This window comes from Mucilaginibacter sp. P4_C11, from assembly GCF_056402115.1.
This window is the reverse complement of record NZ_JBFUIA010000020.1, coordinates 97,350-123,789: the sequence shown is the minus strand read 5'-3', so window position 1 is coordinate 123,789 and position 26,440 is coordinate 97,350. Positions and strand designations below refer to the sequence as shown.

The following is a 26,440-nucleotide window of genomic DNA, read 5'->3' as shown; positions in this document are numbered from 1 at the left end:
TGATCTTTTGTTACCCGGAAAAAGCCCTCCTTGGTAAGGTTTTAAAAATAAGTGCGCCCGTATCTCACCCCGGGCACACCGGTTACCAAATGCCTGGTAACATCAACTAAACCCCGGTTATTTTTTTACCGGCGGTGGTACATTTTCCTGTAAAGGCAGCTGCTTCCTAAGCATTTTGGCGGCATACCCCGTTAGGTATAAATAATAATCATTAGGAATATCATCTTCATATTTAACAAACGTACTAAGCCCCACGGGGGGATTCTTAGACGCCTTGAGTATAGCTGTGCCTTCATCAACCTCATCAAACATGGCAACATATAGCATACTTGCCCCGCCCTTAATTGCCCCGTTAATTTGTTTCCAGTAAAAGCTTCCGCGGTTGCGCGGAATCTGGTTTTGGGACGCCCGCGGATTCATATTATGCCAGCTAAAACCCGGGAAAATTGTAGGCACATAATCAATCTTATTAGCTTTGCACCAGGCAATATCATCCACTATCCGGGCCTGAAATTTGGGGTAAGCTTCTTCATTAAAACGGCCTACAAACCAGGGGTGTACAATATCCACCTTACGAAGCAGATCATGCAAGTGCCGGTCTTTCTCGGTATCGCTCCCAAAATCGCGCCAGTAAGTTGGCACACCAAGCAGCACGGCACATCCGCCATAAACAGGGTCATTCTTTAAAAAATCGATGATTCGCTCAGCTTCTGCAAGGCCATATTTACGATTGTCGTTAAAACCTACGCCCCAAACGGCTACCAGTGGCTTTCCGTTATGATATAGCCAGGTTTGCTTATTGCCGCGATTGGTTAGTTTCATACTATCAACCAAATGTTTCCAATCTTTTATCACCAGCGAGTCGCCTCCGCCGCCCATTCCCGAAAGATCGTACATTACCGAAATTGCCCTATGGTATTTTTCAGAAAACTTAAGTGCATTGCCCAAAACCACATCATTGTGGTTACGCCCCCTACTCCGCTGCACATCGCCAATAAAACGCTGTACAAATACACCGTCGACGCCATATTGCTGCATCCATTTAAAATGTGTTTCAACCGAAGAGGCATCGTATGAACTATACAGGTACGCATCGCTGCCATCGGCCAATTTAAAGGGAGATCTATAGGTCTTTTTATATTCGCTTACATCGGGCCATAAATCGATATTGGTAAATCCAGGTTCAAATTTGCCGTGCGATACATAATGATTCCACCACCGGCCGGCCCCATCTTCAGGGGCATTAAACCAACCCTGGTAACCGGCCATTACCAACCCTTTATAACTTTTAAACGCTGATGTTTTGCTGTGTTTTTGACTATAGACAACAGCGCATAGCAGTAGCAACAAGATGCTAAAAACTTGTTTTTTCATCAGGATTATTGTTAATATTTTTGTTTTATAGATTAGATCAGATACCCCAGTTTTTATTGGGCTTTGGCCCCATTTCCAGTTCGAGAGTCCCACCGGCCGTCAGTTGATCGTGCGTAAACCATGGTTTATTTAAAACTTCGCCGTTAAACTTTGCACTCTGGATATACTTATTAATCACCGAGCAGTTATTTGCTATCATCTTAAACTGCTTACCATTTTGCAAACTAATGGTAACCTTACTAAATACAGGGCTACCAATAGTATATATAGGTTTGCCCGGTGTAATTGGATAAAAACCCATAGAGGAGAACACGACGAACGCCGACATGCCACCGCCATCTTCATCGCCGGGGATCCCGAATATGTTATCCTTATACCATACGTCCAGTAAAAAGCGGATTCGTTTCTGGGTTTTCCAGGGCGCACCTGCATAATTATACAAGTACGGAATATGGAAACTTGGCTCATTGCCCATAGAATATTGCCCAACCAGACCTGTAGCATCGGGGAATTTGGCCCAAAACTGGTACTTGCTGCGATCAAGGCTTTCGCGAAATGTTTGATCAAGCTTAGCCACAAAATTATCCTTGCCGCCCATTAAACCTATTAATCCGGGTATATCGTGCTGTACCTGCCATAGGTAAGTCCATCCGTTGTTTTCATCATAAAAGTCGCGCCCGCCCAGGCCACCATCAAATTTAGGGTCGATATTTATCCAGTTGCCGTCTTTATCCTTTGGAATGAACATCTTTTTATCCTCGTTCCATAAGTTTTTATAGTTAGATGCCCGCTTTGCAAATATTGATTGATCATTTGTCTTATTCAGTTCGGTAGCCAATTCACCAACAGCCCAATCATCATAGCTGCCACCCAATGTAACAGCTACAGCCTGTCTTTTCTCGAATGAATGTACCAGGCTTACGGTTTCCTTTTCGCCTTTTTGAAGAGCAGGAAAATATCCTTTAGCATAGTAAAAATCATCAAGCTCACATTTAGCGCCGTTTTCCCAGGGCAGCATGGTGGCCTGTGTTGCATTTTTTACAATCCCTTCATATGCCTTTTCTACATCAAAACCACGAATGCCTTTACGGTAATCATCTAAAAACATCACGGTAGAGTGAAAACCATTCATGCAGGGGTTATCGCCAAACAACACCGGGAAGGTAGGCATCCAACCACTTTGCTGGTACATATTCACATAGGAGTTTAACATATCCGATTCCATGGTCGGGTTTAATATCGACCTGAGCGGATGCAATGCCAGGTAGGTGTCCCATACCCAGTCATCTACATAAAAAGGCCTGTTACTGTCATGCACCTTTTTATCATAAYCGCTATAATAATGGCCATCTTCGTTAATGTTTACCATACGCTCATTACTACGGTATAGTGCAGTGTAAAACGACCTACGTTGTGCCACAGTACCGCCTTCAACCTGTATCTGGTTGGCAACCTTTGCCCATGCGCCTTTTGCAGCTGCCATCAAAGTAGTAAAATCAACCCCGGTAAATTCATCGTTAAAATTCTGCTTTGCTTGCTGGGCGCTTATATATGATATGGAATATTTAAACTCGATATTATCAGGAGTCCCGTCTGAAAAAGTAATAAAAGATCGGGCATCTTTACCTTCAATTGATGTTTGTTTGGTTAAAACACCATCCTTAATAACCCCTGCTATTCCTTTTGCGCTAAACTGACCATAAACATATACTTTAATATCATCATGATAAGTTTCTGTGCCGGTTACTTCATTACCGCCGGTAAAATTCCAACTGGAGGCACCATCATTATATACGTTAAAGAGGACGCTTTTAGCGGCTGTTTTTGCAGGAAAGAAGAATCTGTATATGCCTACTTTTTTACCCGGGGTAAACAGCACGTTAATGTCCTTATCAATAAGGTAAGTGGAATAATACCATGGTCGCGTTATTTCCAGATCGTGGTCATAAGGCATTTTTTGGTCCCAGGAATCGACCGTGAGCGGTTTATCATCTGGCTTTATGGCAAAAACCTCGCCCTGCCTGTGCGAAACCATATTGAGCGGAAAGCTTGAAATCTGATCGTCAATATAATCGGCCCGTTTAGGGTACATCCTGATCATCTGGTTGGGCAGGTGCATGGTAGGCCGGGTGGGCTCTAAAAGTTGGCCCACATTGCCAATGCGTGGGTCAATGTATTCTAAATTACCATCGGCGCTTTGCGCGTAACATGTACCAGCGAGTGTAACACTCAATAACGCACATAACGGAACCGACTTTAACAAGCGGGAAAAATGATTAACCATCTCAGAAAATTTATATTTGGTTTATGATGCCAAAATTGCCCATAATGCTTAATGAACTATTAATAATTGATTAATCAGCAGGAAAAATAGCTTTTGTAACAGATTTATTCAAGAATTGAATTAAAATCACGGTCAAAAGCTTCGCCATAAATTGTTTTATACTCTTTATTAAAACTCTCGAAAGTATTTTTTGCCAGCGAATGTTTACCAATATGTGCAAGAGCTTTACATTTCAATATCATGGCTTCCTCGTTTACAGGGTCGAAGTAGAAAATATCATTGGCCAGTTTTATTAAAAACTCGGGGTCGTCGGCAATTTGGACGCTGTTTGCAAATTGAATGTAGGAGTCGATGATTTCGTTAGACACTTCTGATTTAAAAGCATCAAGCCACTCATATTCAATGTTCGATAAAAAATTACCTCTTTGGGTGATATAGGTAAGCTGGATTATTCTTTGCTTATTCAGCCTGGTTTTGTTGCATACAATATTCAGGTAATTGTGATAATCAACCAATATATTGGTGTAATCAATCTCTATCTTCCAATAACCGGTATCTTTTGATAAATGGCAATGCCCCATTTTATCCAGCAGCGATTTAAGTTTGGCAATATTTACAGAGCGATTATTACGTGCGCTTTTTTCTGATTTATCAAACCAAAGTATTTCGTTTAACTTTTCGGAGCTTACCCCCCTATCCAGTTTTACGGAGTACAGTAATATAACCAGGAACAACTCTTTTAATAAAGGGGTAAAATACTTGGTTATCTCGTTCCCATCAGGAGTAAAAAGCTGAAGATCGCCAAATAAAAATATGGCATTACTGTTGCTGGTTCGCGTGTGATCATCTTCTTCTACGAATTCCGGTTCAGTGTGGTGAGCAATTACAGGTAAATCGTTAACTACCTTAGACGGTATCGGGATAATTACTTTTTTACGCCGACGGACAATGACAGTAGCCAACGTTAAACCTAAGCCAGCTGCGCATATGCCTCCTATCCATAAGAAATAATTGACATGGCTAATCTCAACCACTTTATCTGCCAACGGCTCTGGCGGACTTAACAGAGAATATATCTTGATTCTTGTCCGATCGTTTTCTCTGAAGAGCGTTACAGCCAAAAACTTGCCGCTGTGCGGAAAATAGCCCAAATCGGCATATGAGTGAATATCATGAAAAAGAAAAGGGATGGTATCACCTACCAAATGATAGCTTGCCTTATCCAACGATCCCTGGATAAGCTGAATACTTGAATTAAATTTATGCTGGGGAAAAATGAGCCCATAGTACGACCGGCTTTTTTCGTTGATGACCAAAGAGTTTGCAAACACAAAATCTTCATCTTTAACATCGATAGTAAACAGTTTTTTAAAGGATTTGTCCTTAACCGAAAACCGCATCATATCGTACAAATTACGCGGGTTCACTATCTGCTGCCCCGAAGCGCTGCCGTACCCGCCTATTACGTAAGCAGTATCGCCGGTTTTATTGACGCCCAGGCCCGCCAGGTAGCGGGGGGTAAAAGTATCGCCTTTCAAGGTTACTTTTTGCCAGCTATTGGTAACTACGTTATAACATTTCACACTATCCTTATAAACCAGCTGGCCATAGCCGCCAATGGTATATATGCAACTATCCGTTTTATTGTAAAACTTATTCAAGTGCCCATTATTGGTTGCAAGGCTTTTGAAGCCCTTGTTCCACCGTCCGGTTTTAAAATCGTAGGTAGCAACGGCCATCTGATCGATATACAGATAATATAATTTATCGTTGCCAAACAGTGCCTGATCCCCTGGCACCAGCAATTGCCTGCCCGAACGATAAGCCACACTTTTTAACTGCGGTGTTTTATTCACCGAAAACGTGACTAATGAATCCTGTGAAATTATGTTAACAGCCTCATTGGCTGCGTCAAACGCAACACTGGCATCACCCGGCACTGTAAATTCCCTCTCCATTTGCCAATTACGATGGCGGGCTTTTATCCATAAGGGGTTTGTTATTGTTCCGTTATTTTGGCTTACGCTTTCATTGGCCACACAACCCTCCCATTCGTTAAGCGGCCAGTTAGCCAATAGCGTACCGCTTTGAGTTACGTTAACATCCCTTAATTTTAACGGGGGAAGATCAGTTGTTTGGTATTGGCGGTAAGCATTGGCGCCAAAAAGTAGTTTGTAATTTCTACTTTGCTGCAAGTGAACGCCCGACTCCGAAAATGATTCCCGCCCGGAGAATATGGTTATCTTATCATTCTTATAGTCAATCAGTAAGCGCAATTTGTTCCAACGCTCAAAAAGCCGTTTATCGTCAATATTAAAGGAGATTTTTGAAAGCCGGTCACCAATGATGATCTTAAAATGCCGGGTGTTAGCCTGGTTATCGTAAACTAAATCGATGTTTTGTTTATTATCGTCAACTATCCTTAATATATAACCAAAATATATTTCATGATTGGGCATGAAAGACAAGTCGAATGAAATTTCGAGGCTTTCTTTTGGCGAAACATTACTCAGGCTTAAATCTAATGTAGTACGTTTATCCTGCACCACTTCGTGGCTATAAAACCCAAGCCCATACGATTGCGCATTAACTGGCAATACAGATAGGATATTTAATATAATAACCGTTATAGTTCCCGATAAAAAAAATCTCATGTTGGTAAGTACACATTAAGCATTAAAACTTATGTACCCGGCGTATAGTTTATAATTCAGGTTATAAAACATGCAGTATTATTAGGTTACATGTGATGCACCGGCTAAATTACAATAAAAACCATACAGATTCAAGGAATATAACTTTATATAAGGCTATAATGCCATTGAAATTTGAGCCAGATAACTGGCATAAATTTAACAAATAGCAATACTAATTTAACATTTATTTTGCCTGTTGTTTCGTCATATCAATTACATCGGCCATGCGGCTTTCAGGAGTAACTTTCAGGTTACTGAGTTTTCCATTTACAACCTTTCCTTCTACAGTTGTGTTATATGGCGCGTTGAGTTTAAAATCGGCGTCCCAACCAAGCGGCCAGGCAGGTAAAAGCATTATTTTTTTACCATCAACCTGCATCAACATTTGCTGCAATCCGTTTTCACCATTGCCCCCGTTGTCTTCATCGGGCATATAATCATTGGCTTTATCCCAAAATGCCGGAAACTTAAGGGCCGGATCTTTGCGTGTAAGGGAAAAACTCACATATTCTTTAGCCACGTCGGCCTGGCCTACCATGGCTGCCTGTATAGCGTCTTGCACCCAGCAGCCCTTTGAACGCTGTTTACGTGTATTAAAAGTATTTACAGCTACTTCCAAATCCGGCTTTCCTAAACCATAGATCCGAAAAGGGTATATCGCATATAATTCGGGGTTTTCACTATTGAATGATTTTGCTGTTTGGGGGCCTGTATAAGGCAGAAGTGCTGTTTTTCCGTTATCATTTGATGTTGGCAATGGCGGCAGCTGGTTATATAGCTTTTGCCATTGCAAAAGTGTTTTTTTATCTACCATACCAGCAGGTAATTTTATCATCCGGCTAAGTACAGCGTGCAGGCCGGCAATATCAGGTGCCGGGTTATGCACCTTCCAAAACATTTCTATTGCGTTGTCGGGATCAAGCAGCAATTTTCCTGTGCTATCGCGGCCAAAATGCTGATCAAAAAATTGCAGCCCTGCAGTGGCAATGGGCAATAAAGTTTCCCTGGCGAATTTAGTATCGCCTGTGTATTCATAGTAGTCAAGCATCATCATGCTTAACTCCAATACAGGCGTAAAGTAATGATTGGTATAATTTGCTTTCACATCGGGACCCATAAAACTCAGGCCACCCCAAAAAGGCGAAGTTTCTGCGAAATATGCACCCCCGTGATGGTAATACTGCTGAACCTGCGCGGTATTAGCAGGCAAAATATTGGCATACATTTTAAACAATGGCCGCATCATGTCAAAGTCGCCGGCCATAAGCCGTGGCCAGTACATGGCCCTGGTATTTTGAAACCAATATTGCCCGCCCCACGCACGAAAATCGGCATTCTCATTTTTAGCGGGGTTGTCTACCACGAAAATTGACCCATTGAATTTTATCGGATAGGCTCCCCTGCCCGCGCATGCCGTAACAAAGCGCTGTAAAACACAGCCTTGTGTAACATTGTAAGCTTGTGCATCACCGCTGATAAATACCCGGCTGCGTTGCCAAAACCGCTGCCACCATTGCTGGTGGGCCTGCCGCGTCTGTTCAAGTTTTAATTTTTCAATCCGGCTCATTTTCTCCTCAAGACCAGATAGCCACTGACGGCCACTGGTTGAAACCGATGTTAAGGGATAAATAGAGATCAATTGCGATTTAACCTTTTTCCCTGACTGTAGCGTTACGTTATCAATATTCGCGAGGCCTTTTCCTTTAATAATAGCCCCAAAGGTAAGGTTGGCCAAATGAGTAWCAGCAGTTGATACATTATGATGATACCACGCAATGCGGCTTTTTTGATTGTTTAAGATGGCATCTGTTAAACCTGCCCGCCAGTTTTCGAGTTTCACTTTTACAGTTGTTAATCCGGCACTTTGCGTCTCCACCCTTATTACCGGGTTATTAGCGTCAACCCAAACACGCAAGGTTACGGCCGAGCTGTCTTTTCCTTCCTGTATTACTATTTCGCCTGTTTTTAGCTTAAGCACCTGTTTGAAAACCGAACCATTACCTAACGCTAACGGATTGGGGCTTACAGATACCCTAATAGCGCCTAGCTTCATCAACACCCCACCCTGTTTCATCCACTCATCCTTTTGGGCATCTAACTCGCCTCCCCAGGCATCGGTTTTGCTAATGTAGAAAACAAGATCGCCATTCTTTTCGACCCAAAGATTCAGGCCAATATCCCCGTTTCCTAAAGGCATCGATTGGGCCGAACCGGGGCCCGGTGTATCCCAGCTTACATTATATTTATCAAGCAACGTATCAGCAGGAAATTTCGGTTTGGCAAACCCTGTAGCTATTGTAAAAATCAGGAGTATATTAGTTAGTATGAAGACTTTCTTATTCATTGAGCATTAATTGTCAATACAAATAAAGCTACATAACTTAATAAACCATTAAAAAAGCATTAACAATGAATGCCTGGCTCTTCAAGATTGCTCATCAGTAAAAATAAGTCAGCACGGTCAGGTTCTGATGCCGGCATTCAGATTGTAGTAAACAGTTGGAAAAGGCCGTTGTAATAGCCACTACGGCCTAACCGCCCAGGCCAATCCATCCGCCCCACGTATATCGATATGCCCGGTTACTGCCAACGTTTTCAGGTTTATTACCGCAACATAGTTATCGCCTGTGCAGCCGATAAACGCACGGGATCCGTCATCATCTACCAGGATGCCTGCTGCTCCATGGCCGGTATTAATGCGTTTCAATTCCCGGTGCGATGCCGCATCATAAATGAACAAATCGCCGCTTCGCAGGCTTGTAATCAGTACGCGCTTGCCATCTGGTGTAAATTTAAGCCGGTTGGCCCCCAAAACTTTCGCGTCAATTTTACCGGTTAGCTTTTTTGCAGTAATATCGATGATGGAAATAGTGCCATCATCGGCACCGGCAGTCCATAATTCACGTCCATCGGGAGACACATCAAATCCTTCAGAGCCCTTAGCCACCGGAATAACCGTTTGTACCCAGTCCTGGTGAGCCGGCGGCGTGAATCCCATTGGAGAAGGAGCAGGTTTCAGCAGGCTATCTATCAAAATGCTTACGGTTCCCGCCGAAACGTTTGTGGTATAAACTTGTTTCCCGTTGCCGGTTACGTAAATCATGTGTGTTCTGTCCTGTCCCGTTCCCATAGCCCAATCGAATTTACCTGTCGCGGGGTCATACCGCCCAACAGCTTTGGTCCCCTCTGCGGTAAACCACACCTTGCCATCGGCAACCGTTAGGCCGTGCGGTCCCATGAATGGCCTGGTATCAATAGTAGGCAAGGGCTTTTGGGCCACCAGATCAACCACACTTAGTTCATGTAGACTGCCACCTCCGTAAATCGAAACATAAGCTGTTTTTCCATCGGCTGATGCAATAACTTCATGGGGATCTGAACCAACAGGAACACGTGCGACGACTTTCAGTGTAAGCGGATCGATGATAGCCAGGATATGATCGGCTTTTGATAATGCGAGGAGTGAAGTTGGCGGCGTAGCCTGCGCTACACATCCTGTTGCGGCAAAAATTAACGCAGTGAATAAAAGACCTACGGAAAGTAATTTGACCGGGCTAAACTTTATAACTTTAAGATTTTGCTTATACCGAGGATTGTTCATACGATTCACAGATTAGATAAAAGTTAGAGTTCGTTTATACGTGGTTTATCGAAGTCGATCATAAGCAATGATCGGCCAGAAAACAAATATACTTAACCTCAACTATGCTTTCTGCGTTATTGGCTGATGAATCGATGATGGGCCTAAGACTACCGACTGTTGGTTGCTTTTCATAGACCAAGGCCGATATCAAATAGTACAAATATAGTTGGGATTGAAACGAAAAAAGCCTTCCCGGTTTCGCGGAACGGCTTTTTCGTTTATTGGGATTTCTTATTTGACAGGTGTTATAATAATATTCCTGTAATCTATCGGCCCATGATCGCCCTGTATCAAAATTGGGCCGGGTTCGCCTTCCTGGCTATTTATCGCTCCGCCGGTTATTCCGGGGATTACCTGGTCGCATATTACCGTTTTTCCGTTGGCCACGATAGTTACCATCCGGCCAACCAGCGTAATATCATAGGACTGCCACTCACCTGGATTCTTCGCCATCATTTTATTTGGCGGCAGGAAACCATAGATTGAGCTGAACTGGTTATTTATAGGTTCAGGGTCGCCGCTTTTTGTATCGATAACCTGCAATTCATACCTGCCCCTCAGGTAAACGCCGCTATTGCTTCCCTGCGGGTACCTGAATTCAATGTGGAGTTTAAAATCAGTAAAAGTTTTATCAGTGATCAGGTTAGCTCCCGAATGCGGGCTTCTTAAAATTCCACCCTCGGCTATCCACTGATTTTTTCCGTCGGTATGCCAGCCCTTTGTATCCTTTCCGTTAAATAATTTCACAGGCGCAGCCCAAACTGGGCTTTTAGCCCTGATGAGTACCGGAGCGCGCGCACCCGTAAATTCATAGCTAAGGCCGTCGGTAAAAACCATCGTACCTTTTAATTTATCGCCGCTCACTTCAAACTGAAAATCCATATTGCGGGTTCCTTCTTCCCATTGCGGAGGAATAGAAAAACTGTATTTACCGTTCTCGGGCTTAACTTCCGAAATCGGGCGCGCACTTCCAAAAGCATAAACAAAACGGCCAATCAGCGTATGGGTGCCTGATTTTTGCACCTCCAGCCAGGAAGGTAAACTTTTACCTCCTTTGGTTATAGTGATATCCCATCTGCCAATTACGTCAGGATCTTTCTTCGGCTCTAAATTAACGGCTGATACTGTAAACGCCGAAAAAACTAATAACAACAGCATAATTTGCATCTGAAAAAAATGGCCAGTTAACTTAGTGCCTAACATTGTAAGGTTTTTCATATTTTACTTTAGCTATTTTATAGGTTTAAAATTTTCGCTTGCTTGCGATGATGCTTGAAAGTTAGTTTTTTTATTTTTCTTTATCTAAATTATTTGATTGAAACCGGGGGCAAACGCATTTAATTGGGTTAACATAACTTAACACATTTCAGAAAAAATATTTATAAATGTTTGATAATCAATATTTTATATTTTAACATGGTTAACATTAAACTGATGTATTCCGCAAGTCAAATGCATCCTATATTTGTGCCTGTTGTTGTCCAATACTGGTGCCGAAGGGACTTTGGATAACCAGGATCACGCAACAAAAATAACGTGTCGTTTGTTTAATCCTTATATCTTCCCGACACCATAAGCTTATTCCGTTAACCGAAAAAACCTGAATGAAAACTAATTCCATTCAGGTTATTGTTTTAGCAGACAGGTTATTGGTGCTATCTGCAGCTTAAATTTATTTATCAGCTACGCAACGAAAGCCCAGGTGCTCCATGCCACTGTCTTCGGTACTTTTCATACGGCGGGCAACACGGTAACCCGAACAGTAACTATCGTTGCACAGGAATGATCCACCACGGATTACTCTCTTAATGGCATAAGGCTCGTCGGGGTCAAAGCTTTTTGTAGCCCCTGTTGGATTTTTAACGCCCCCGGGCCGGCTAATTGTTTTGTAGTAACCGTTATTATAATAATCGGCGCACCACTCCCAAACATTACCTGCCATATCGTATAAACCATAACCATTTGGGGCAAAGCTGGAAACAGGCGCTATTCCATAAAATTTATCTTTAACGGTATTATTATCGGGGAAGTGTCCTTGCCATGTATTGGCTTTTACCTTACCGGCATCAACCGGCTCGTTACCCCAGGGGTAAATCTTATTTGGCAAGCCGCCACGTGCGGCCCACTCCCACTCGGCTTCTGTAGGTAAACGTTTGCCCGCCCATTTGCAATAAGCTACGGCATCGTACCAGGAAATGTGCACCACAGGGTAGTTATCTTTCCCAGCAATACTGCTTTTAGGGCCGTGCGGATGTTTCCAATTTGCACCTGTTTTCCAAACCCACCACTGGCTATAGTCATTCAGATCCACGGGGTGATTGGGCGCACTAAACACAAGCGATGCAGACACCAGCAGACTGTCGGCCGGCCTGGCCGTTCCGGGAGGCAATTGCTTTTTCAGCTCGTTCCAATCCGGCTTTTTTTCGGCCGTTGTAATGTAGTGGGTAGCTTTTACAAACCTGCCAAACTGGGCATTGGTAACTTCTGTTACGTCTATCCAGAAGCCATCAACCGTAACCTGGTGTTTTGGATATTCATCGGGCGACGCCTGTTTATTATCGGCCCCCATTTGAAAACTACCTGGCTTAATAAAAACCATCCCCTGGTGAGCGGTGTTTACGTCAGCTTTTCCTAACAAAGCGGCCTGGCGACCGGCCAGCGACGGAAAACGTGCCGGGATATTCGATTCGCAGCAGATGGCTTTTTTGACCGGTAATGCCGGCTTAACAACAACGGCTGCGGCAGCCGGTTTCGGTTTGCACGATGATGCCGAAAAGCCAATTCCCAATACCATCAGGCCTAAGCCTGCGCTATAAATTTGCCTGGTTTTTATTCTTATTTCCTTCATTACCGGCTCAGTTATTTTATACACCTTTAATTTGCTTTAATATCCAGTATCGCTTTGGGTTTTATCAAATTAAAATCCAAAACTACATTATTTGCGTTTACCCACTGCAGGTATTCTAATGAAAGCTTACTTACCACATCGGGGTTCTTTGCAGCCAGATTATTAGTTTCTCCGCGATCGTTATCAATATCGTACAACTCCCATTGATTTACCGGGAATACTGATACCAATTTCCATTTACCTTCGCGTACAGCGCGATTACCCCATAACTCCCAAAACAGCGGTTTGTTCCGGTTCAGGTCCTCGCCCTTGAAAAACAAACCGGCAAGACTTTTACCAATCAATGGGTTGGTTTTGGTACCGTTATAAACCACCGGGTATTTAGCCCCTGCCACATCATAAAATGTAGGTGCCAGATCAATAAGGTGGGCGGTGCCTCTTTCAATTGTATTTGCTTTTATTTTACCGGGAAACCAGGCAATAAGCGGCGAACTCATACCACCTTCATATAGTGCACCCTTAAATGAGCGTAACGGCGAGTTAGATACAAACGACCAATTTTTCCCCTGCGATTCAAACGAGCCGGATGTACCTACCGGGCCAATATTACGGGCCGCGTGTACCTTGCCATGTGCCACATCCTCGGCTGGCGCGCCATTATCAGATATAAATACAATGAGCGTATTATCGTCCTTTTTAAGCTGTTTTAACTTATCAAGCACCTTGCCAACGTTTTGATCCATACGGTCAACCATGGCAGCGTAAACCTCCATTTTGGCTTTCCACAGCTGCTGCTCATCGTAGGTGAGATTATCCCAGTTGGGTACTTCGGCATCACGTACAGCAATCGTCTGGTTTGGATCGCGCAATCCTAAGGCTAACTGGCGGGCAAGACGTTCTTTACGCAGCGAATCCCAACCAATGTTATACCTTCCTTTGTATTTGGCAATATCCTCAGGCAAAGCCTGCAACGGCCAGTGTGGTGCATTAAAAGTAAGGTATAAAAAGAACGGTTTATTGGTTTTGCTTTGCTCATCCAAAAATTTGGCGGCGTGATCACCAATTTCATCCGTCATATAATAACTATCGTCGGGTTTATGCCAGCGTTTGTTATCTTCTTCAATAATAACCGGGTATTTGGCGCCTGCAAGTGGCATGTAACCGGCATTAAAGTAATTCGCAGCTCCGCCTATGATACCGAAGAAATGGTCGAACCCTCTTTGGTTTGGCCAGCTGGTACTATCGTTGCCCACGTGCCACTTGCCCGACATTAAAGTACTATATCCATTTTGTTTGAGTACTTCGGCCAACGTCACCGATTCTTTATTCAGGTAACCCTGGTAAGCCGGCAAACCCAGGTTTTGATCAAAATAGCCAATTCCTGCCTTATGCTGATCCTGGCCCGTTAATATGGATGCCCGGGTTGGCGCGCAGATAGCATTATTATAAAACTCTTTTAAACGAAGCCCTTGCGAAGCCAGCTTATCCAGGTTGGGCGTATGAATTTCAGAGCCATAGCTGCCCAGGTCGGCATACCCCATATCATCAACAACAATAAGAATGATATTTGGCTTTTTTTGCTGGGCATGTACCTGCCAGGTGCCCAGGCTGATGGCAAAAAATATTATAAAAGCAAGAATTAGTTTTTTCATTTATTTGTTTGATTTGATAAACATATGGTACCGATCATAGATTGTTGACTATGCTACCTGATCTTGGTTATTTTTTACTAAGCACATTACTCAGATTATTGATAAGTGATATATTATCCTTTGAGGCTGCTCATCAAACAATACCTGTAAATTTCATTTCAAATGAATGTTTTGAAGGCTGCACGCCTCTTCATGCGAAAGAAAATCAGCGTCAAAAAAATAACAGGATGTTGTGCCGGATTAGCAACAACAACAATAACCGCACATGAATTGTCGCGGAGTAGCAGGAGAGAATTTATTGAACCCTATTCCAGGATTTAAAAAAGCATTCATGGTGGTGTTTTTACGTCGCAAATATAAAATTATTTCCATAAACTACTATTCCTATAGGAATTATATTTTACCCGAATTAAACAATCTCCTCAATCAGTCTCATATCATTTTTACTATCAATTTTATATATTTGAAAACCAATTACATAAACCTGAAATAAGCCCGCCATGAAACCAATAAAAGTATTGTTTCTTTTTGTATGTTTTATATCCTGGCTGGATGCCGCTGCCCAGTCGCCGGCCGAAAATTACCCCGCTGATCCTGCGTCAATGGATCAAACCGGCGTACCCAAGGGCGATATGATGGAATTTAAATTCGATAGTTCAAAGATATTCCCCGGCACCACGCGTAAATATTGGGTTTATGTGCCCGCCGCGTATGACGGCAAAAAACCGGCCTGCCTGTATGTAAACCAGGATGGTATCCAGTTTAAAGCCCCGGTTGTTTTTGATAACCTTATTTACAAAAAAGAAATGCCGGTAACTATCGCGGTGTTTATACAACCCGGCAGTATACCAGCCGAAGACGCCGACAACGCATTAAATCGTAACAACCGCAGCTACGAATATGATGGCTTGGGCGATAATTATATTAAATTTTTAATACAGGAATTACTCCCCGAAGTTGAGAAGCAAAAAACCAAAGACGGAAAACCCATCCTGCTTTCAAAAAAGGCCAATGACCGGGCTATAGGCGGATCAAGCAGCGGTGCGATAGCCGCCTTTAACGCAGCCTGGGAAAGACCAGACCAGTTTAGCCGGGTATTTAGCTCGATTGGTACTTATGTAGGTTTTCGTGGTGCCGAGCGGTTCCCTACCCTCATTCGCAAATTTGAGCCTAAACCAATCAGGGTATTTTTGCAGGACGGAACAAACGATTTGAATAACTACGTTGGCGACTGGTGGATAACTGCCCAGATAATGGAAAGAGCGTTGCAGTTTGCTGGTTACGAGGTTGAGCACGCCTGGGGCGATGGCGGACACAATGGAATCCATGCTACGGCCATATTTCCGCAAGCCATGCGTTTTTTATGGAAAGATTATCCAAAACCGGTTGCAAAAGGTCAGTCAAAAAACGCTTTCACCAACACAATCATCATACCGGGCCAAGACTGGGAACTGGTTGGCGAAGGTTATGGTTTTGCCGAAGGAACCGGCGTTAATGCCGCGGGAGAGGTATTTTACCAGGATATCCCCAATGCTAAAACCTACAAAGTAGATTTGCAGGGGCACTTAACCCAACTAAAAATAGATTCTAAAAAAGCCAGCGGCACAGCTTTTGGTGCCGACGGACTACGTTACAACACCGCAACTGCTAGCAATCAAATTTTAAAATATGATGTAAACAATAAAGAAACCATGGTTGCTGACGGCATCAATGTAAACGACCTTACTGTAGCCAACAACGGGAACATTTATGTAACAGCACCCAACGGTGCCGAAAAGCCGGGCAAAATTTACCTTATAAAACCCAATGGCGAAAAACTGGTTGTTGATGAAGGGCTCAAATTCCCTAACGGACTGGCCCTTAGCCCCGATCAAACGGAGTTATATGTTGCCGAGAGTGCAAGCCATTGGGTATATGCTTACCAGGTTAAAGCTGATGGCTCATTAACGGCCAAGCAGCGTTTTGGCTGGCTGCATGTACCCGATAATGCCGAAAACGCCTGGGCCGATGGTTTAAAATGTGACCGTAACAACCGTATTTATGCCGTTACAAAAATGGGCATCCAGGTTATGGACGAGATAGGACGGGTAATTTCGATAATACCCGTCCCCTTCGGAAATACCCCCGCCAATATTTGCTTTGGCGGCCCCAATTTTGATATATTATATGTTACCTGCCAGGATAAAGTTTACCGCCGTAAAGTGGGTGTAAATGGGGCTAATTCGTTTGATAAGCCATTTAAGGCGGTTACACCTAAAATTTGAACCAATGCTTGCGACGTGTCCGTTAAGTTTTTTAAATCTTAAATTTTCCTTCTGCCGACCACTGATGGATAGTTCCATCGGAAACTTCGAAGTGCATTGTATCATGGAAGCTTATTCCCGAATACCAGCCTGCTTCGTTAAAAAGAGGCAGTAATACTTCAATATATTTAGGTATGGTTGAATGGGTATCGCCCAAAAAGTCCTGGGTAATTATCTTGAAATCAATAGCAGTACCCCAGGCATGATTACTGATTTGGGTTGACGGCGGGCCCTTTGGCGGCTTGCGGTAACGAACATTTAGCATATTATATGCCGAACTAAGTACACTTTTAAGATCATGACCCGCAGCTTGTTCCTGACTAAAGGCTTTTTTAAGTATAGCATCAAGGCTTTGGACAGAGGGCTTAATACCGTTAGCGATAATTAAGGGGCTGATATTTAGGGTAGACGCAAGCTTTTTTACCAGTGGACTCGCTTTACCGGGCTGATCAACCGTGGTAAGGGGTAATTGAGGCGAACCGAGGACAGATATCATAGTTGCTTCCTGCGCCGACCGCAACCCAACATTAATAGGAAGCAAGGTATGTAAATCAACAGGTTGAAGGTACCAGGCTATATTCTTAGCCTGATCGGGGGTAACACTTGGTTTCTTTGACATAAATTAAGGTTTAAGTAGTAATAACAGTGCAAATATTGACTTAATGATACTTTTTAAAGTTTTAAAAATCAACATCTTATACTTATATCTAAGGTAAACAAAGATTTTATTTATGGCAAAAAATACTAAAAATAAAATGCTATTTATATCTGGTAAAAATGGCCGATATTATTGAACAACATTCAAATCATTTCTTTAGAACCAGGTCTTCTTTAGCAGCCCACAAAGCAACATCCTGCTTAGTAAGCGCTGCCGCCATTAAATCGGGGAATTTATCAGGTGTACAGGCAAAAACCGGTACACCCAAATCGGCCAGGAATTGGGCGTTCCGATGGTCATAAGATGGTGCACCATCATCGCTCAAAGCCAGTAATACTACCAACTGAACGCCTGAAGCCACAATTTCCACAGCTCGCCGGCGCATTTCGTTCACGTTACCGCCTTCGTAAAGGTCTGTTATTAAAACCATTACGGTATCGGCGGGTTTGGTAACTATTTGCTGGCAATAAGTTAGTGCAGCATTGATATCGGTACCACCACCTAACTGCACACCGAACAATAGTTCAACCGGATCGGTCAGCTCTTCGGTGAGGTCGGCAACAGCGGTATCAAATACCACCATTTTGGTTTTGATAGCTGGGATAGAAGCCATTACACTACCAAAAATCCCGGAGTATACTACGGACGAGCCCATTGATCCGCTTTGATCCAGGCAAAGGATTACATCTTTTAACGACGATCTTTTGCGTCCATACCCCACCCTATTTTCGGGCACAATAGTCTTATATTCAGGTTGATAGTGTTTTAAGTTTTTGAGAATTGTTGAACCCCAGTTAATTTCGCTGTGCCTTGGGCGGGTGTTGCGTACGCTCCGGCTCAGGCTACCGCTGATGGACTGGCGGGTAGGTTCGGCCAGTTTTTTTATAAGTTCGTCAACTACTTTGCGTACTACCTGGCGGGCGGTATCCTTAGTTTTATCGGGAATAACCCGGCTCAGTGTCATCAGGGTTGCTACCAGGTGAACATCGGGTTCGATGTTTTCGAGCATCTCCTTTTCAAACAACATCTGGGTGATGTTCAGGCGTTTAAGCGCGTCCTGCTGCATTACTTGTACAACGCTTGATGGGAAAAATGTGCGAATATCGCCCAGCCAGCGGCTTACGTTTGGCGAAGAAGCCCCCAGTCCACCGGTCTTATCACTGTCATATAATGCCTCTAAAGTACGGTCTACCTTCAGGTCGGCCTCTTCCAGTTCAAAGCCGGTACCCTCCTGTTGGTGGCCGCCCAAAATGAGCCGCCATTTGCGTAAATGTTGTGGTTCAGTTTCCATTTTGAGTGTTGTTATTGCTGATGGCTAAACCTAATAATTCCATAACCACCGGGATACCTTTCAATGCCCGTTGGGTATCCAATCCGGCATCGTTATTAACCCGTTGTTGCACCGTTGATGCACCAAACTTCACCTTTTCTCCCAGCTTCCTCCGCTCGGGGCTGGTAAAGTTGGAAAACGTGCGGCGGAGCAGCGGCAGCACCTGCATAAAAATCTCATCCGTCAAACCTGACACCCAGTTGTCTATCACCTGCCAAAGATCCAGATCGAGTAACAACAAAGTTCCGCTGCCTTTTAAAAATCCTTCGAGCCAGGCGGCCGCAATATCCGGCGCGGTTGCCGACGACATGGCATAACCGAAGTACTGCATCAACTGTTCGCCCTCTAATAATTTACCGTCATTCAACAGGCGGGTACTGTAGCCCCCAATTACCGGCGAGGTATTTTTATTACCGGCTATCACCCGCAAGGTTTGTTGCCAAAGGGCGGTGATATCGGTGTCCTGTAACAGGTTAATGCCGTCGTTCAGTTTGTAAAATAGTTCCAGTAGTTTTTGGGCGGCGTCTTCATCAATGGCAACACAGGCGCTGGGCAGGCTGATGCAAATACGGGTGATAATGCTGCTGATGATAGTCAATACCATCGTAGCATCCGTTTTGCGCACGTTACCGTAACGGGCCACCGTAATAAGCCCGGGACCTACTTCCATTAGCTGGATTACATCGGCCGAGGCGGCTGCTAAATCGTTTAGCCGGGTAATCAGCGACTCAATCGCCCCGGGTAATTCAGCAGGGATGCTTTTTTCAAGCAGGTCGCTGATTTCATTGAGTTCTTTTGCCTCGGTGGCGCGGTTGAGCACGTTGGCTGCAGCGGCCTCAGCAACGGTGTTGCCCAGGTTGCCCCGCTCGATAATATCTACCGAATAACCGGGATCCCATTGCAGGCGCCATTGTTCTTTGAAGGTGCCCTTGCCGGTGATATATTGCTGGCGGCCCCAATCAATTCCTAACAACAACAGGCGGTGTAAAAACACGCTTCGTTCCAGGTCGGTATCCTTACGGAGGTCCAGGGTGTAATCTTTGTAATCGGCAGTGGCCGGGAGCCGGAGTTTCTTTTGCAGTTTTTCAATATCTAACTGTAGCGGCGGCTTGGGAATATCCACCGGCACCTCGCCTATCTGGTGGCCAACAATCAGCTCTTCATGCACCAGTTTCAGCAAAATACTTTCGCCGTTACATAATACACTCAGGGTTGCCTCGTTCAGTTCCTCCAACCCAACCTTTGGCAGGCCACGTAAGGAGGCTAAAGAGCCTGCTAAACGCACTGCTTCAATGATGTGGGCAACCGACGTATCCATCTGCTGCTTGCGAAACAATTGGGCAACATGGGCCATCCACAAAGTGCCGTCATCCGTAGGATGATGCCAAACATGGTTGTACCATCCGGGCGAGTTGATACCCGCCCCATAGCCGCTGTTAAAGCTCAGGCGGTTAAACGTCCAGGGAATCCAGGTGCATTCAGTTTTTACTTTGGGCAGGCCTTTTAACAGTTCGTTATCATCTTTTTGCGACGATTTACCTTGCAGCGCGGGAACATGCCAGGCACCACAAATAACGGCGATGGTATGGAACATCTCCTTTTCGGCCTGGCGGATGGTGCGGCGCATATAAGCTTCGCGCAGTTGCTCCAGTTTTTTATCTTTTTGGGGCAGGCCTTCGCGCAGGGCCTGCATGGCTTCGGCTACGGCGTCAAATACATCATCGTTGTTTGAGCGGTATTCAAACATCTGCTCCCACCATTTTTCATCGTCGGCAAAGCCGGCGGCATCCGATAAATAGCTTATCGGGGTTTTATACAGATTTTCGAAAGGCTGCGCATCGGAGTTTATCGCATCTTTATCGGGGTCTGTATCCGGGATTACAACGGCACGCTCTTTTTCTACCAGCATCTGGTTGCCGGCCGGCAAATCCATAAACCTTACGTGGATATTATTCTTTTTAGCGTAAAGTATGGCCTGCCACTCCGGCGAAAAACTGGCAAAGGGATAAAATACCGATCGCCGCGAATCGTCGGGCTGAAAGCACAGCAAAGCCACGGGAGGTTTTAAACCCTCGTGCCCCACCCATTGCAGCATGGCATCGGCTTCCGGCGGACCTTCAACCAACACAATATCTGGCTTTACCGATTCCAGGAACGCCTTCACATTCCGTGCCGAACCGGGGCCATGGTGCCTGATACCTAAAATACTTACTCCCATTGGTTAATTTTCAACCTCATCGTAAACAAATCAAATTATTAAGGACGCAGCTAAAAGCTTTCAGCCTTCCGCCTTAAGCTTTCGGCTTTACAAATCCCGGCAGGCGCGGTAAATATCGCTCCAATCGTTGCGTGGCTTTACAACGGTTTCCAGGTACTCCTGCCAAACCAGTTTGTCCTGCACGGGGTCTTTAATTACCGAACCGATGATGCTTGCAGCCAAATCGGCGGCCTTGATTTGCCCGTCGCCGAAATAGGCGGCCATGGATAACCCACTGTTCACTACCGAAATTGCTTCGGCTGTGCTTAGCGTGCCCGATGGCACTTTAATTTTTGTTTTACCGTCCAAAGTAACCCCGCTGCGCAATTCACGGAAAATGGTCACTATCCGGCGGATCTCCTGCAAGGCCGGTGGCTCGGCAGGCATCTCCATTACTTTTTCAAAGCTCTCTACCCGGCGGCGCACAATGTCAATTTCTTCTTCAATGGTATCGGGCAAGGGCAAAATCACTGTATTAAAACGGCGCTTTAGCGCGCTTGATAATTCGTTTACGCCCTTATCGCGGTTATTGGCGGTGGCAATTACGTTAAAGCCTTTTACGGCCTGCACTTCCATATTCAGTTCGGGAACGGGCAATGTTTTTTCGGACAGGATGGTGATCAGTGTATCCTGTACATCGGCGCCAATGCGGGTAAGTTCTTCCAAACGCACTATTTTACCGTCCTTCATGGCACGCATTACGGGTGTTTCTACCAGTGCTTCTTCTGTTGGGCCTTGCGCTATCAGGCGGGCATAATTCCAGCCGTAACGTACAGATTCTTCGCTTGTCCCAGCAGTTCCCTGTATAATTAGGGTCGAATCTCCGCTTACGCCTGCCGCTAAATGCTCGCTTACCCAGCTTTTGGCGGTTCCGGGCAAGCCGTAAAGCAACAGGGCACGGTCGGTAGTTAAGGTTGCTACCGCAATTTCCATTAAGCGGCGATTGCCGATGTATTTTGGCGATACCTCGAAACCGTTTTTAAGTTTACCGCCCATCAGGTAGGTAACCACGGCCTGCGGCGATAGTACCCAGTTTACCGGGCGCTTCTCCGAATCCTGCTTTTTAAGTTCTTCCAGTTCCTGTGCAAATAATTGCTCTGCATGCTGACGTAAGATCTGTGACATGTTAAATTATTTTATCGTTAAAGGCCTGCAGCGTTTGTTGCTTTAAGCCGAGTAATTTAATTAAGTAATTTTTGTTTTTATCCCAGGGAGCCTGGTGGTTCAAATCTTTGGGCACTATCCTTTCCAGGTGGTCCAGGATGCCCACCGGAATCAGCCTGATCATCCGGCCAAAATCGCCACGGTTATATTGATAAGGATAGGCAACCATATGTACAAGCGCTGCTTTTGCAAACTCAATTCCCCATTCTTGCTGGCAACGTAACGCTATTTGTACGGTATTAGGGGCATCATTGTCCATAAACATAAAAAGGTATTTATCGCGCTGCTGTACGGGTAGTTTATTCACAAATTCGGGATGAATCTCGGCCTTGTAAAAAAAATATGGGATCCAGCTATCAGCATTAAACCTGATAACGGCCTTAGCCAAAGCACCAATTTGCGATACTGCATATTTTTCAAAATAGCCCACCACCTGCTCGGGCGTGGCATCAAACTGTTTTTCCCAAAACGAAGGCGGTACGGAAGCCATCAATTGGTAAATGATATAGCCTTCATCATTTACAGAACTTTTTTGCCCGGCCAGTTTTTCTATCCCCGATTTAAAAATGCTTTCATCAACCGTTGCCGGTAATTCCTGCCGGATAGAGATTTTGGTCATCATCCCCAGCATGGCCTTTTCCTTTTTCAGGGTGACAGCTTTTGCCAGCAAATCCTCGTATTGTTTTACGATAGACGAGCCGGGAATATGCTTCAGCAAAGTCAAAGCTTCCTCTTTCACCTTCTGCCCTTTCTCGGCCAACAAAGTTTCCAGCCAGGGTAAATCGGCCGGGCTGCTGTTTGTTTTCAAAACTTTCAACAGCTCCACTTTGCTTACCGCGTTTTCCTGCTCCCAGGTTTGCTGTAACCATTCCAGTGCTTTTTGGGGATCGCTTTGTCTCACCTTCCTGAGTACTTCCGCCCTGTCGGCCGGATTGCCGGTTTGCCAAATATCTTCATCCGGCAATACGCTAAAATAATCCCAGGCGGGGTTCAGCTTACTTAGCCAAAGGCCGCGGTTTCCGCTGCATTCAGTTATTAAGGGTCTTAATGATTTATCTTTTTCGGCTTTCTCCAACAATACAGGCAAAACATCAGGCAAAGATAATTGCCCGGCTTTGTGGCATAAGTTTAGCCAAAGTTCCAGTAAGGCATCGTTGTTTTCGTCGAGTATGGCGTTTAAAACGCTGGCCGCTTTTTCAGCACAATATGGCTTTGTTTCTGGCTGTGCTACGGTTTGCGGTAGGTCTTGTTTTTGCAGTGGGGTAAAACCACATTGCCTGTAATTGTATATTAAAGCTGCTTTTTGCAGGTATTTTGCTTCTTTATCTAAAGTGTCGGCGCTATCAATTGCGTTAGCAACAATGGCTATCTCCTCCGGCAAATCGGCATTGCCCGGCATGGGTTTATCGGTGCCCAGCATGGCGGCATTTATAACGTGTTCCCAGGCCTTCATCAGATAGCTTTATAATTATTTTGATGCCAAACCCCAAGCGGACGGTACTCATTTTCTTTCCCAATAACAGTCATGGTCAGTGCCTCGCCGCCGCTTATGGCCATCAGTTGCCATATATTTTGATAAGCAGGTGCAATTCTGCACAGGCAGCCCTCCTGGTCCTGCAACCACCATTGTTTATGATACAGCACCGGCTTTAGCCCGGCCACCACAAAAGGCATCTCGCCCCTGAAAGGCAAACGGCTGTTCAGGTCCGACTCCTGCCCTGCCACCTGCTGCCAGCCGCTATAACTTTGTATCGCGGCCAAATCAACCGGCTTTAACGCATTGTAATTTTTAATAATTGCCCGGTAAGGCACCGCCGATGGGAAATAAGCCAGCTCGGCCTCTAAAAACATGCCGGGGCTTAAAGCCATCTGCCCAAACTGCCCCCTTGCTATAAACTGCAGCACCAACGCGTATTGATTGGTTTTAATGCCATAAAGCCAGTTTTGCTCCACAGTAAGCTGCTGTTCATCGCGGCTATCCTTGCCAATCACCAGCCAGGTATCCGTAACGCCCGTTTGCTGTTTCAACTCCTCCTGGTTGGTGGTAAACCCAATAGCGGTGCGGATGTCTTGTTGCAATAAGGGATTAATATTGGCTAAGTGCTGGTAACTTTCGGCCACCAGGTACAATTGCAGCAGTTTATCCATAAAGCTGCTTTGCCAGCCTTCGTTCCAAAAATTAGTGGTAGCCAATGCGCGCACCATTCCGGCTAAGCCGCCGGCCTGGGCATCAACCATGCGGCGTGCCATGTTTTCCCAAAAGCCGGCTCCTTTTTCGGGCATGGTTAAAATGCCGCCGCGCACAATATCTTTTATCCAAACCAGTAATTCGGCTATGCCGCCGCTTACTTTTTGCTCCCGTGCCTGCTGCCGTTTGGCCTGTGCATTTTCATCAACGGGCTTTTCGGCTTTCTCAACCTTCTTTTCTTCTTTTTCAGATCGTTTGCTAATCCAGTCGCTTACCCAGGCCGGCATATCGCCATTGGTAAATAATACAGGCTGCCGGGCACATAAAAGCAACAGCCCCAAACCATGTTTACACGGAAACTTGCGGCTTGGGCACGAACATTTAAAGGCAATGGAAGTTAAATCAACCTGGGTTTGGTAAGGCTTGCTGCCGCTGCCCTGGCATTCGCCCCAAAGGGCCAGTTCATTAATGCCTTTGGTAACCCATTTAGCCGGACCGGCCAAATCGCGCCCCGCTTTTTTTGAAGCTTCATCGGGCGCAAGGGCGTATATCTGGTCTTCTGTTAGCTGCAAAACGGTATTATTTGTTGTGAATGTTTAGGTTTTAAAAATAGGAAGAAAATTAAAATATTGGCAAGTGAAATGCTTTTAAATAATATATTGATAATATTAAATTCTTGAGGATGTGGTTATATCAGTTATTACCAAAATACACCGGCAGTACCTATATTTGTTCAAATCCTCGCCATCATGAAACCATCGTTGTTAGTATTACTGCTGATCTTTTTTGTTAACACTGCTTTTTGCCAGGATGTGAACCATGATTTTAAAAAACTTAACTGGATTATCGGCACCTGGATACGCACCGGAATGAAACCCGGAAAAACGGGTACTGAAACCTGGAGCATAGCTTCATCTACAAGACTCATAGGCAAAGGTATTACTTTGAAGGGTGCGGATACTACCGTGATAGAAAAACTGCAGCTGGTGATTAAAGACAACGCTATTTTTTACGTAGGCGACGTAGCCGAGAATGCCGCACCCGTTTATTTTAAAGCCAGCAACATAACCGATCATAGTTTTGTATGCGAAAACCCTGAACATGATTTCCCTAAAAAGATAACGTACACACTTACCGATGGAAAATTGAAAGCCACCATTTCTGGTGATGGCAAAAGCATCGATTATTATTTTGTTAAGCAAACCGCTGGCAATTAAACCCGCTGTTCGATCCGAACCTATCTTTAATCAATAGAACTCGGCCTAAAACTATTTTACCTAATCTATCATTAATTATCCTTTACAAAACGCATAAGCGCGGTGGCTATACTATCGGTACCATCATTTACACTAACAATGCCTGCATATTTGGGGTTTAACTTGTACAACAATACGTTATGATAATCGCGGTCGCCCACGTATTTAGCGGCAAGATAATAACCGCTGGTTTTGTCGTGCATACCGCCATCGGCGGTCTGAGGCCTCATAACGTAGCCAGAAGGCTGACCGTTAAAAAATAATGCATTTGTACCCTCTGTGGTGGTCCATTGAAAATTACCACAAATTTGTTCGATACCACCACCGGCAACTGCTACATTGTTTCCTCTAAAATCTGTCGTATATTTAAAATTAGCGGTTAGCTTATTAAAATCGGCAACGGTGGCTACCCGCCACCCGTCTGGCAAAGTATCGGGTCTATTTGATAGTGTTACGTAGTAACCATCAGAATTACTCCCATACGGGCCATCTACAGGATCGTACCAGTAATGAAAGCTTTGTTCTGTCCATGTTTGCTTTCCTATCACTACAGTCCTGTAATCGTTACGCCCAATTTTCACCTTGCCATAATTGGGCTGTGGAACAACAACCGGCGCAGCCGACTTTTTACATGATAGCGCGGCCATCAACATTAATGCGGATATAAAAAAACAATACTTCATGATAAGATTTGATTGTGCTAAAGATAACATTATGATTTGAAACCATCCAACATCAGATAGCTTTACTGTCTTCTGTTATTAATTATGCATCCATAATCCTTATT

17 protein-coding genes are annotated in these 26,440 nt (G+C 44.6%); 2 read left to right on the top strand and 15 right to left on the bottom strand.

Annotated features, from left to right (window positions below; all coding sequences use genetic code 11):
- Nucleotides 1-117: 117 nt before the first annotated feature.
- The 8 genes from AC1DU2_RS18925 to AC1DU2_RS18890 form a co-directional block, all read right to left on the bottom strand.
- Entirely contained in the window at nucleotides 118-1,374 is a 1,257-nt protein-coding gene (locus AC1DU2_RS18925; RefSeq protein ID WP_477386019.1) for a glycoside hydrolase family 99 protein, read from the bottom strand.
- A 37-nt stretch (nucleotides 1,375-1,411) separates the two neighbouring features.
- On the bottom strand, nucleotides 1,412-3,658 hold the full coding sequence (locus AC1DU2_RS18920; protein WP_477386017.1) for a GH92 family glycosyl hydrolase: 2,247 nt from the start codon (nucleotides 3,656-3,658) through the stop codon (nucleotides 1,412-1,414).
- Between the two features lie 104 nt (nucleotides 3,659-3,762).
- Nucleotides 3,763-6,312, bottom strand: coding sequence for a Kelch repeat-containing protein (locus AC1DU2_RS18915; protein WP_477386015.1), 2,550 nt, complete (start codon nucleotides 6,310-6,312; stop codon nucleotides 3,763-3,765).
- A gap of 226 nt (nucleotides 6,313-6,538) precedes the next feature.
- A complete protein-coding gene (locus AC1DU2_RS18910; protein ID WP_477386013.1) occupies nucleotides 6,539-8,698 on the bottom strand; it encodes a DUF5703 domain-containing protein in 2,160 nt (719 codons plus the stop codon).
- Nucleotides 8,699-8,878: 180 nt separating this feature from the next.
- Nucleotides 8,879-9,955, bottom strand: a complete 1,077-nt coding sequence (locus AC1DU2_RS18905; protein WP_477386011.1) for a YncE family protein — start codon at nucleotides 9,953-9,955, stop codon at nucleotides 8,879-8,881.
- Nucleotides 9,956-10,228: 273 nt separating this feature from the next.
- The gene (locus tag AC1DU2_RS18900) at nucleotides 10,229-11,215 is read right to left on the bottom strand and encodes a 3-keto-disaccharide hydrolase (protein WP_477386009.1); all 987 of its coding nucleotides are present in this window, start codon (nucleotides 11,213-11,215) and stop codon (nucleotides 10,229-10,231) included.
- A gap of 454 nt (nucleotides 11,216-11,669) precedes the next feature.
- Nucleotides 11,670-12,845, bottom strand: a complete 1,176-nt coding sequence (locus tag AC1DU2_RS18895; protein WP_477386007.1) for a formylglycine-generating enzyme family protein — start codon at nucleotides 12,843-12,845, stop codon at nucleotides 11,670-11,672.
- Between the two features lie 26 nt (nucleotides 12,846-12,871).
- Nucleotides 12,872-14,497, bottom strand: a complete 1,626-nt coding sequence (locus tag AC1DU2_RS18890) for an arylsulfatase (protein ID WP_477386005.1) — start codon at nucleotides 14,495-14,497, stop codon at nucleotides 12,872-12,874.
- A 500-nt stretch (nucleotides 14,498-14,997) separates the two neighbouring features.
- On the opposite strand from AC1DU2_RS18890, the gene AC1DU2_RS18885 reads away from it, so the two are divergent.
- Nucleotides 14,998-16,761 carry an SMP-30/gluconolactonase/LRE family protein gene (locus AC1DU2_RS18885; protein WP_477386004.1) on the top strand — a complete coding sequence of 588 codons (1,764 nt, stop codon included), beginning with the start codon at nucleotides 14,998-15,000 and terminating at the stop codon, nucleotides 16,759-16,761.
- A gap of 31 nt (nucleotides 16,762-16,792) precedes the next feature.
- Here the strand turns inward: AC1DU2_RS18885 and AC1DU2_RS18880 are convergent, their stop codons facing one another.
- From AC1DU2_RS18880 to AC1DU2_RS18855, 6 genes are all read right to left on the bottom strand, one after another.
- Entirely contained in the window at nucleotides 16,793-17,419 is a 627-nt protein-coding gene (locus AC1DU2_RS18880; protein ID WP_477386002.1) for a M15 family metallopeptidase, read from the bottom strand.
- A 187-nt stretch (nucleotides 17,420-17,606) separates the two neighbouring features.
- Nucleotides 17,607-18,749 carry a VWA domain-containing protein gene (locus AC1DU2_RS18875; RefSeq protein WP_477386001.1) on the bottom strand — a complete coding sequence of 381 codons (1,143 nt, stop codon included), beginning with the start codon at nucleotides 18,747-18,749 and terminating at the stop codon, nucleotides 17,607-17,609.
- Nucleotides 18,739-21,006 carry a DUF5682 family protein gene (locus tag AC1DU2_RS18870; RefSeq protein WP_477358218.1) on the bottom strand — a complete coding sequence of 756 codons (2,268 nt, stop codon included), beginning with the start codon at nucleotides 21,004-21,006 and terminating at the stop codon, nucleotides 18,739-18,741. Before AC1DU2_RS18870 ends, AC1DU2_RS18875 begins: the two co-directional genes overlap by 11 nt.
- Nucleotides 21,007-21,093: 87 nt before the next feature.
- On the bottom strand, nucleotides 21,094-22,170 hold the full coding sequence (locus tag AC1DU2_RS18865; protein WP_477358215.1) for an ATP-binding protein: 1,077 nt from the start codon (nucleotides 22,168-22,170) through the stop codon (nucleotides 21,094-21,096).
- 1 nt (nucleotide 22,171) lies between these two features.
- On the bottom strand, nucleotides 22,172-23,662 hold the full coding sequence (locus AC1DU2_RS18860; RefSeq protein WP_477385999.1) for a DUF5691 domain-containing protein: 1,491 nt from the start codon (nucleotides 23,660-23,662) through the stop codon (nucleotides 22,172-22,174).
- Nucleotides 23,662-24,969: an SWIM zinc finger family protein gene (locus AC1DU2_RS18855; protein WP_477385997.1), complete on the bottom strand. Its 1,308-nt coding sequence runs from the start codon at nucleotides 24,967-24,969 to the stop codon at nucleotides 23,662-23,664. The genes AC1DU2_RS18860 and AC1DU2_RS18855 overlap by 1 nt, the downstream gene beginning before the upstream one ends.
- Before the next feature lie 177 nt (nucleotides 24,970-25,146).
- On the opposite strand from AC1DU2_RS18855, the gene AC1DU2_RS18850 reads away from it, so the two are divergent.
- The gene (locus tag AC1DU2_RS18850) at nucleotides 25,147-25,614 is read left to right on the top strand and encodes a DUF6265 family protein (RefSeq protein ID WP_477385995.1); all 468 of its coding nucleotides are present in this window, start codon (nucleotides 25,147-25,149) and stop codon (nucleotides 25,612-25,614) included.
- A gap of 71 nt (nucleotides 25,615-25,685) precedes the next feature.
- Here the strand turns inward: AC1DU2_RS18850 and AC1DU2_RS18845 are convergent, their stop codons facing one another.
- Complete coding sequence (locus AC1DU2_RS18845; RefSeq protein ID WP_477358203.1) at nucleotides 25,686-26,336, bottom strand: fibrobacter succinogenes major paralogous domain-containing protein; 651 nt, start codon at nucleotides 26,334-26,336, stop codon at nucleotides 25,686-25,688.
- Between the last annotated feature and the right edge of the window lie 104 nt (nucleotides 26,337-26,440).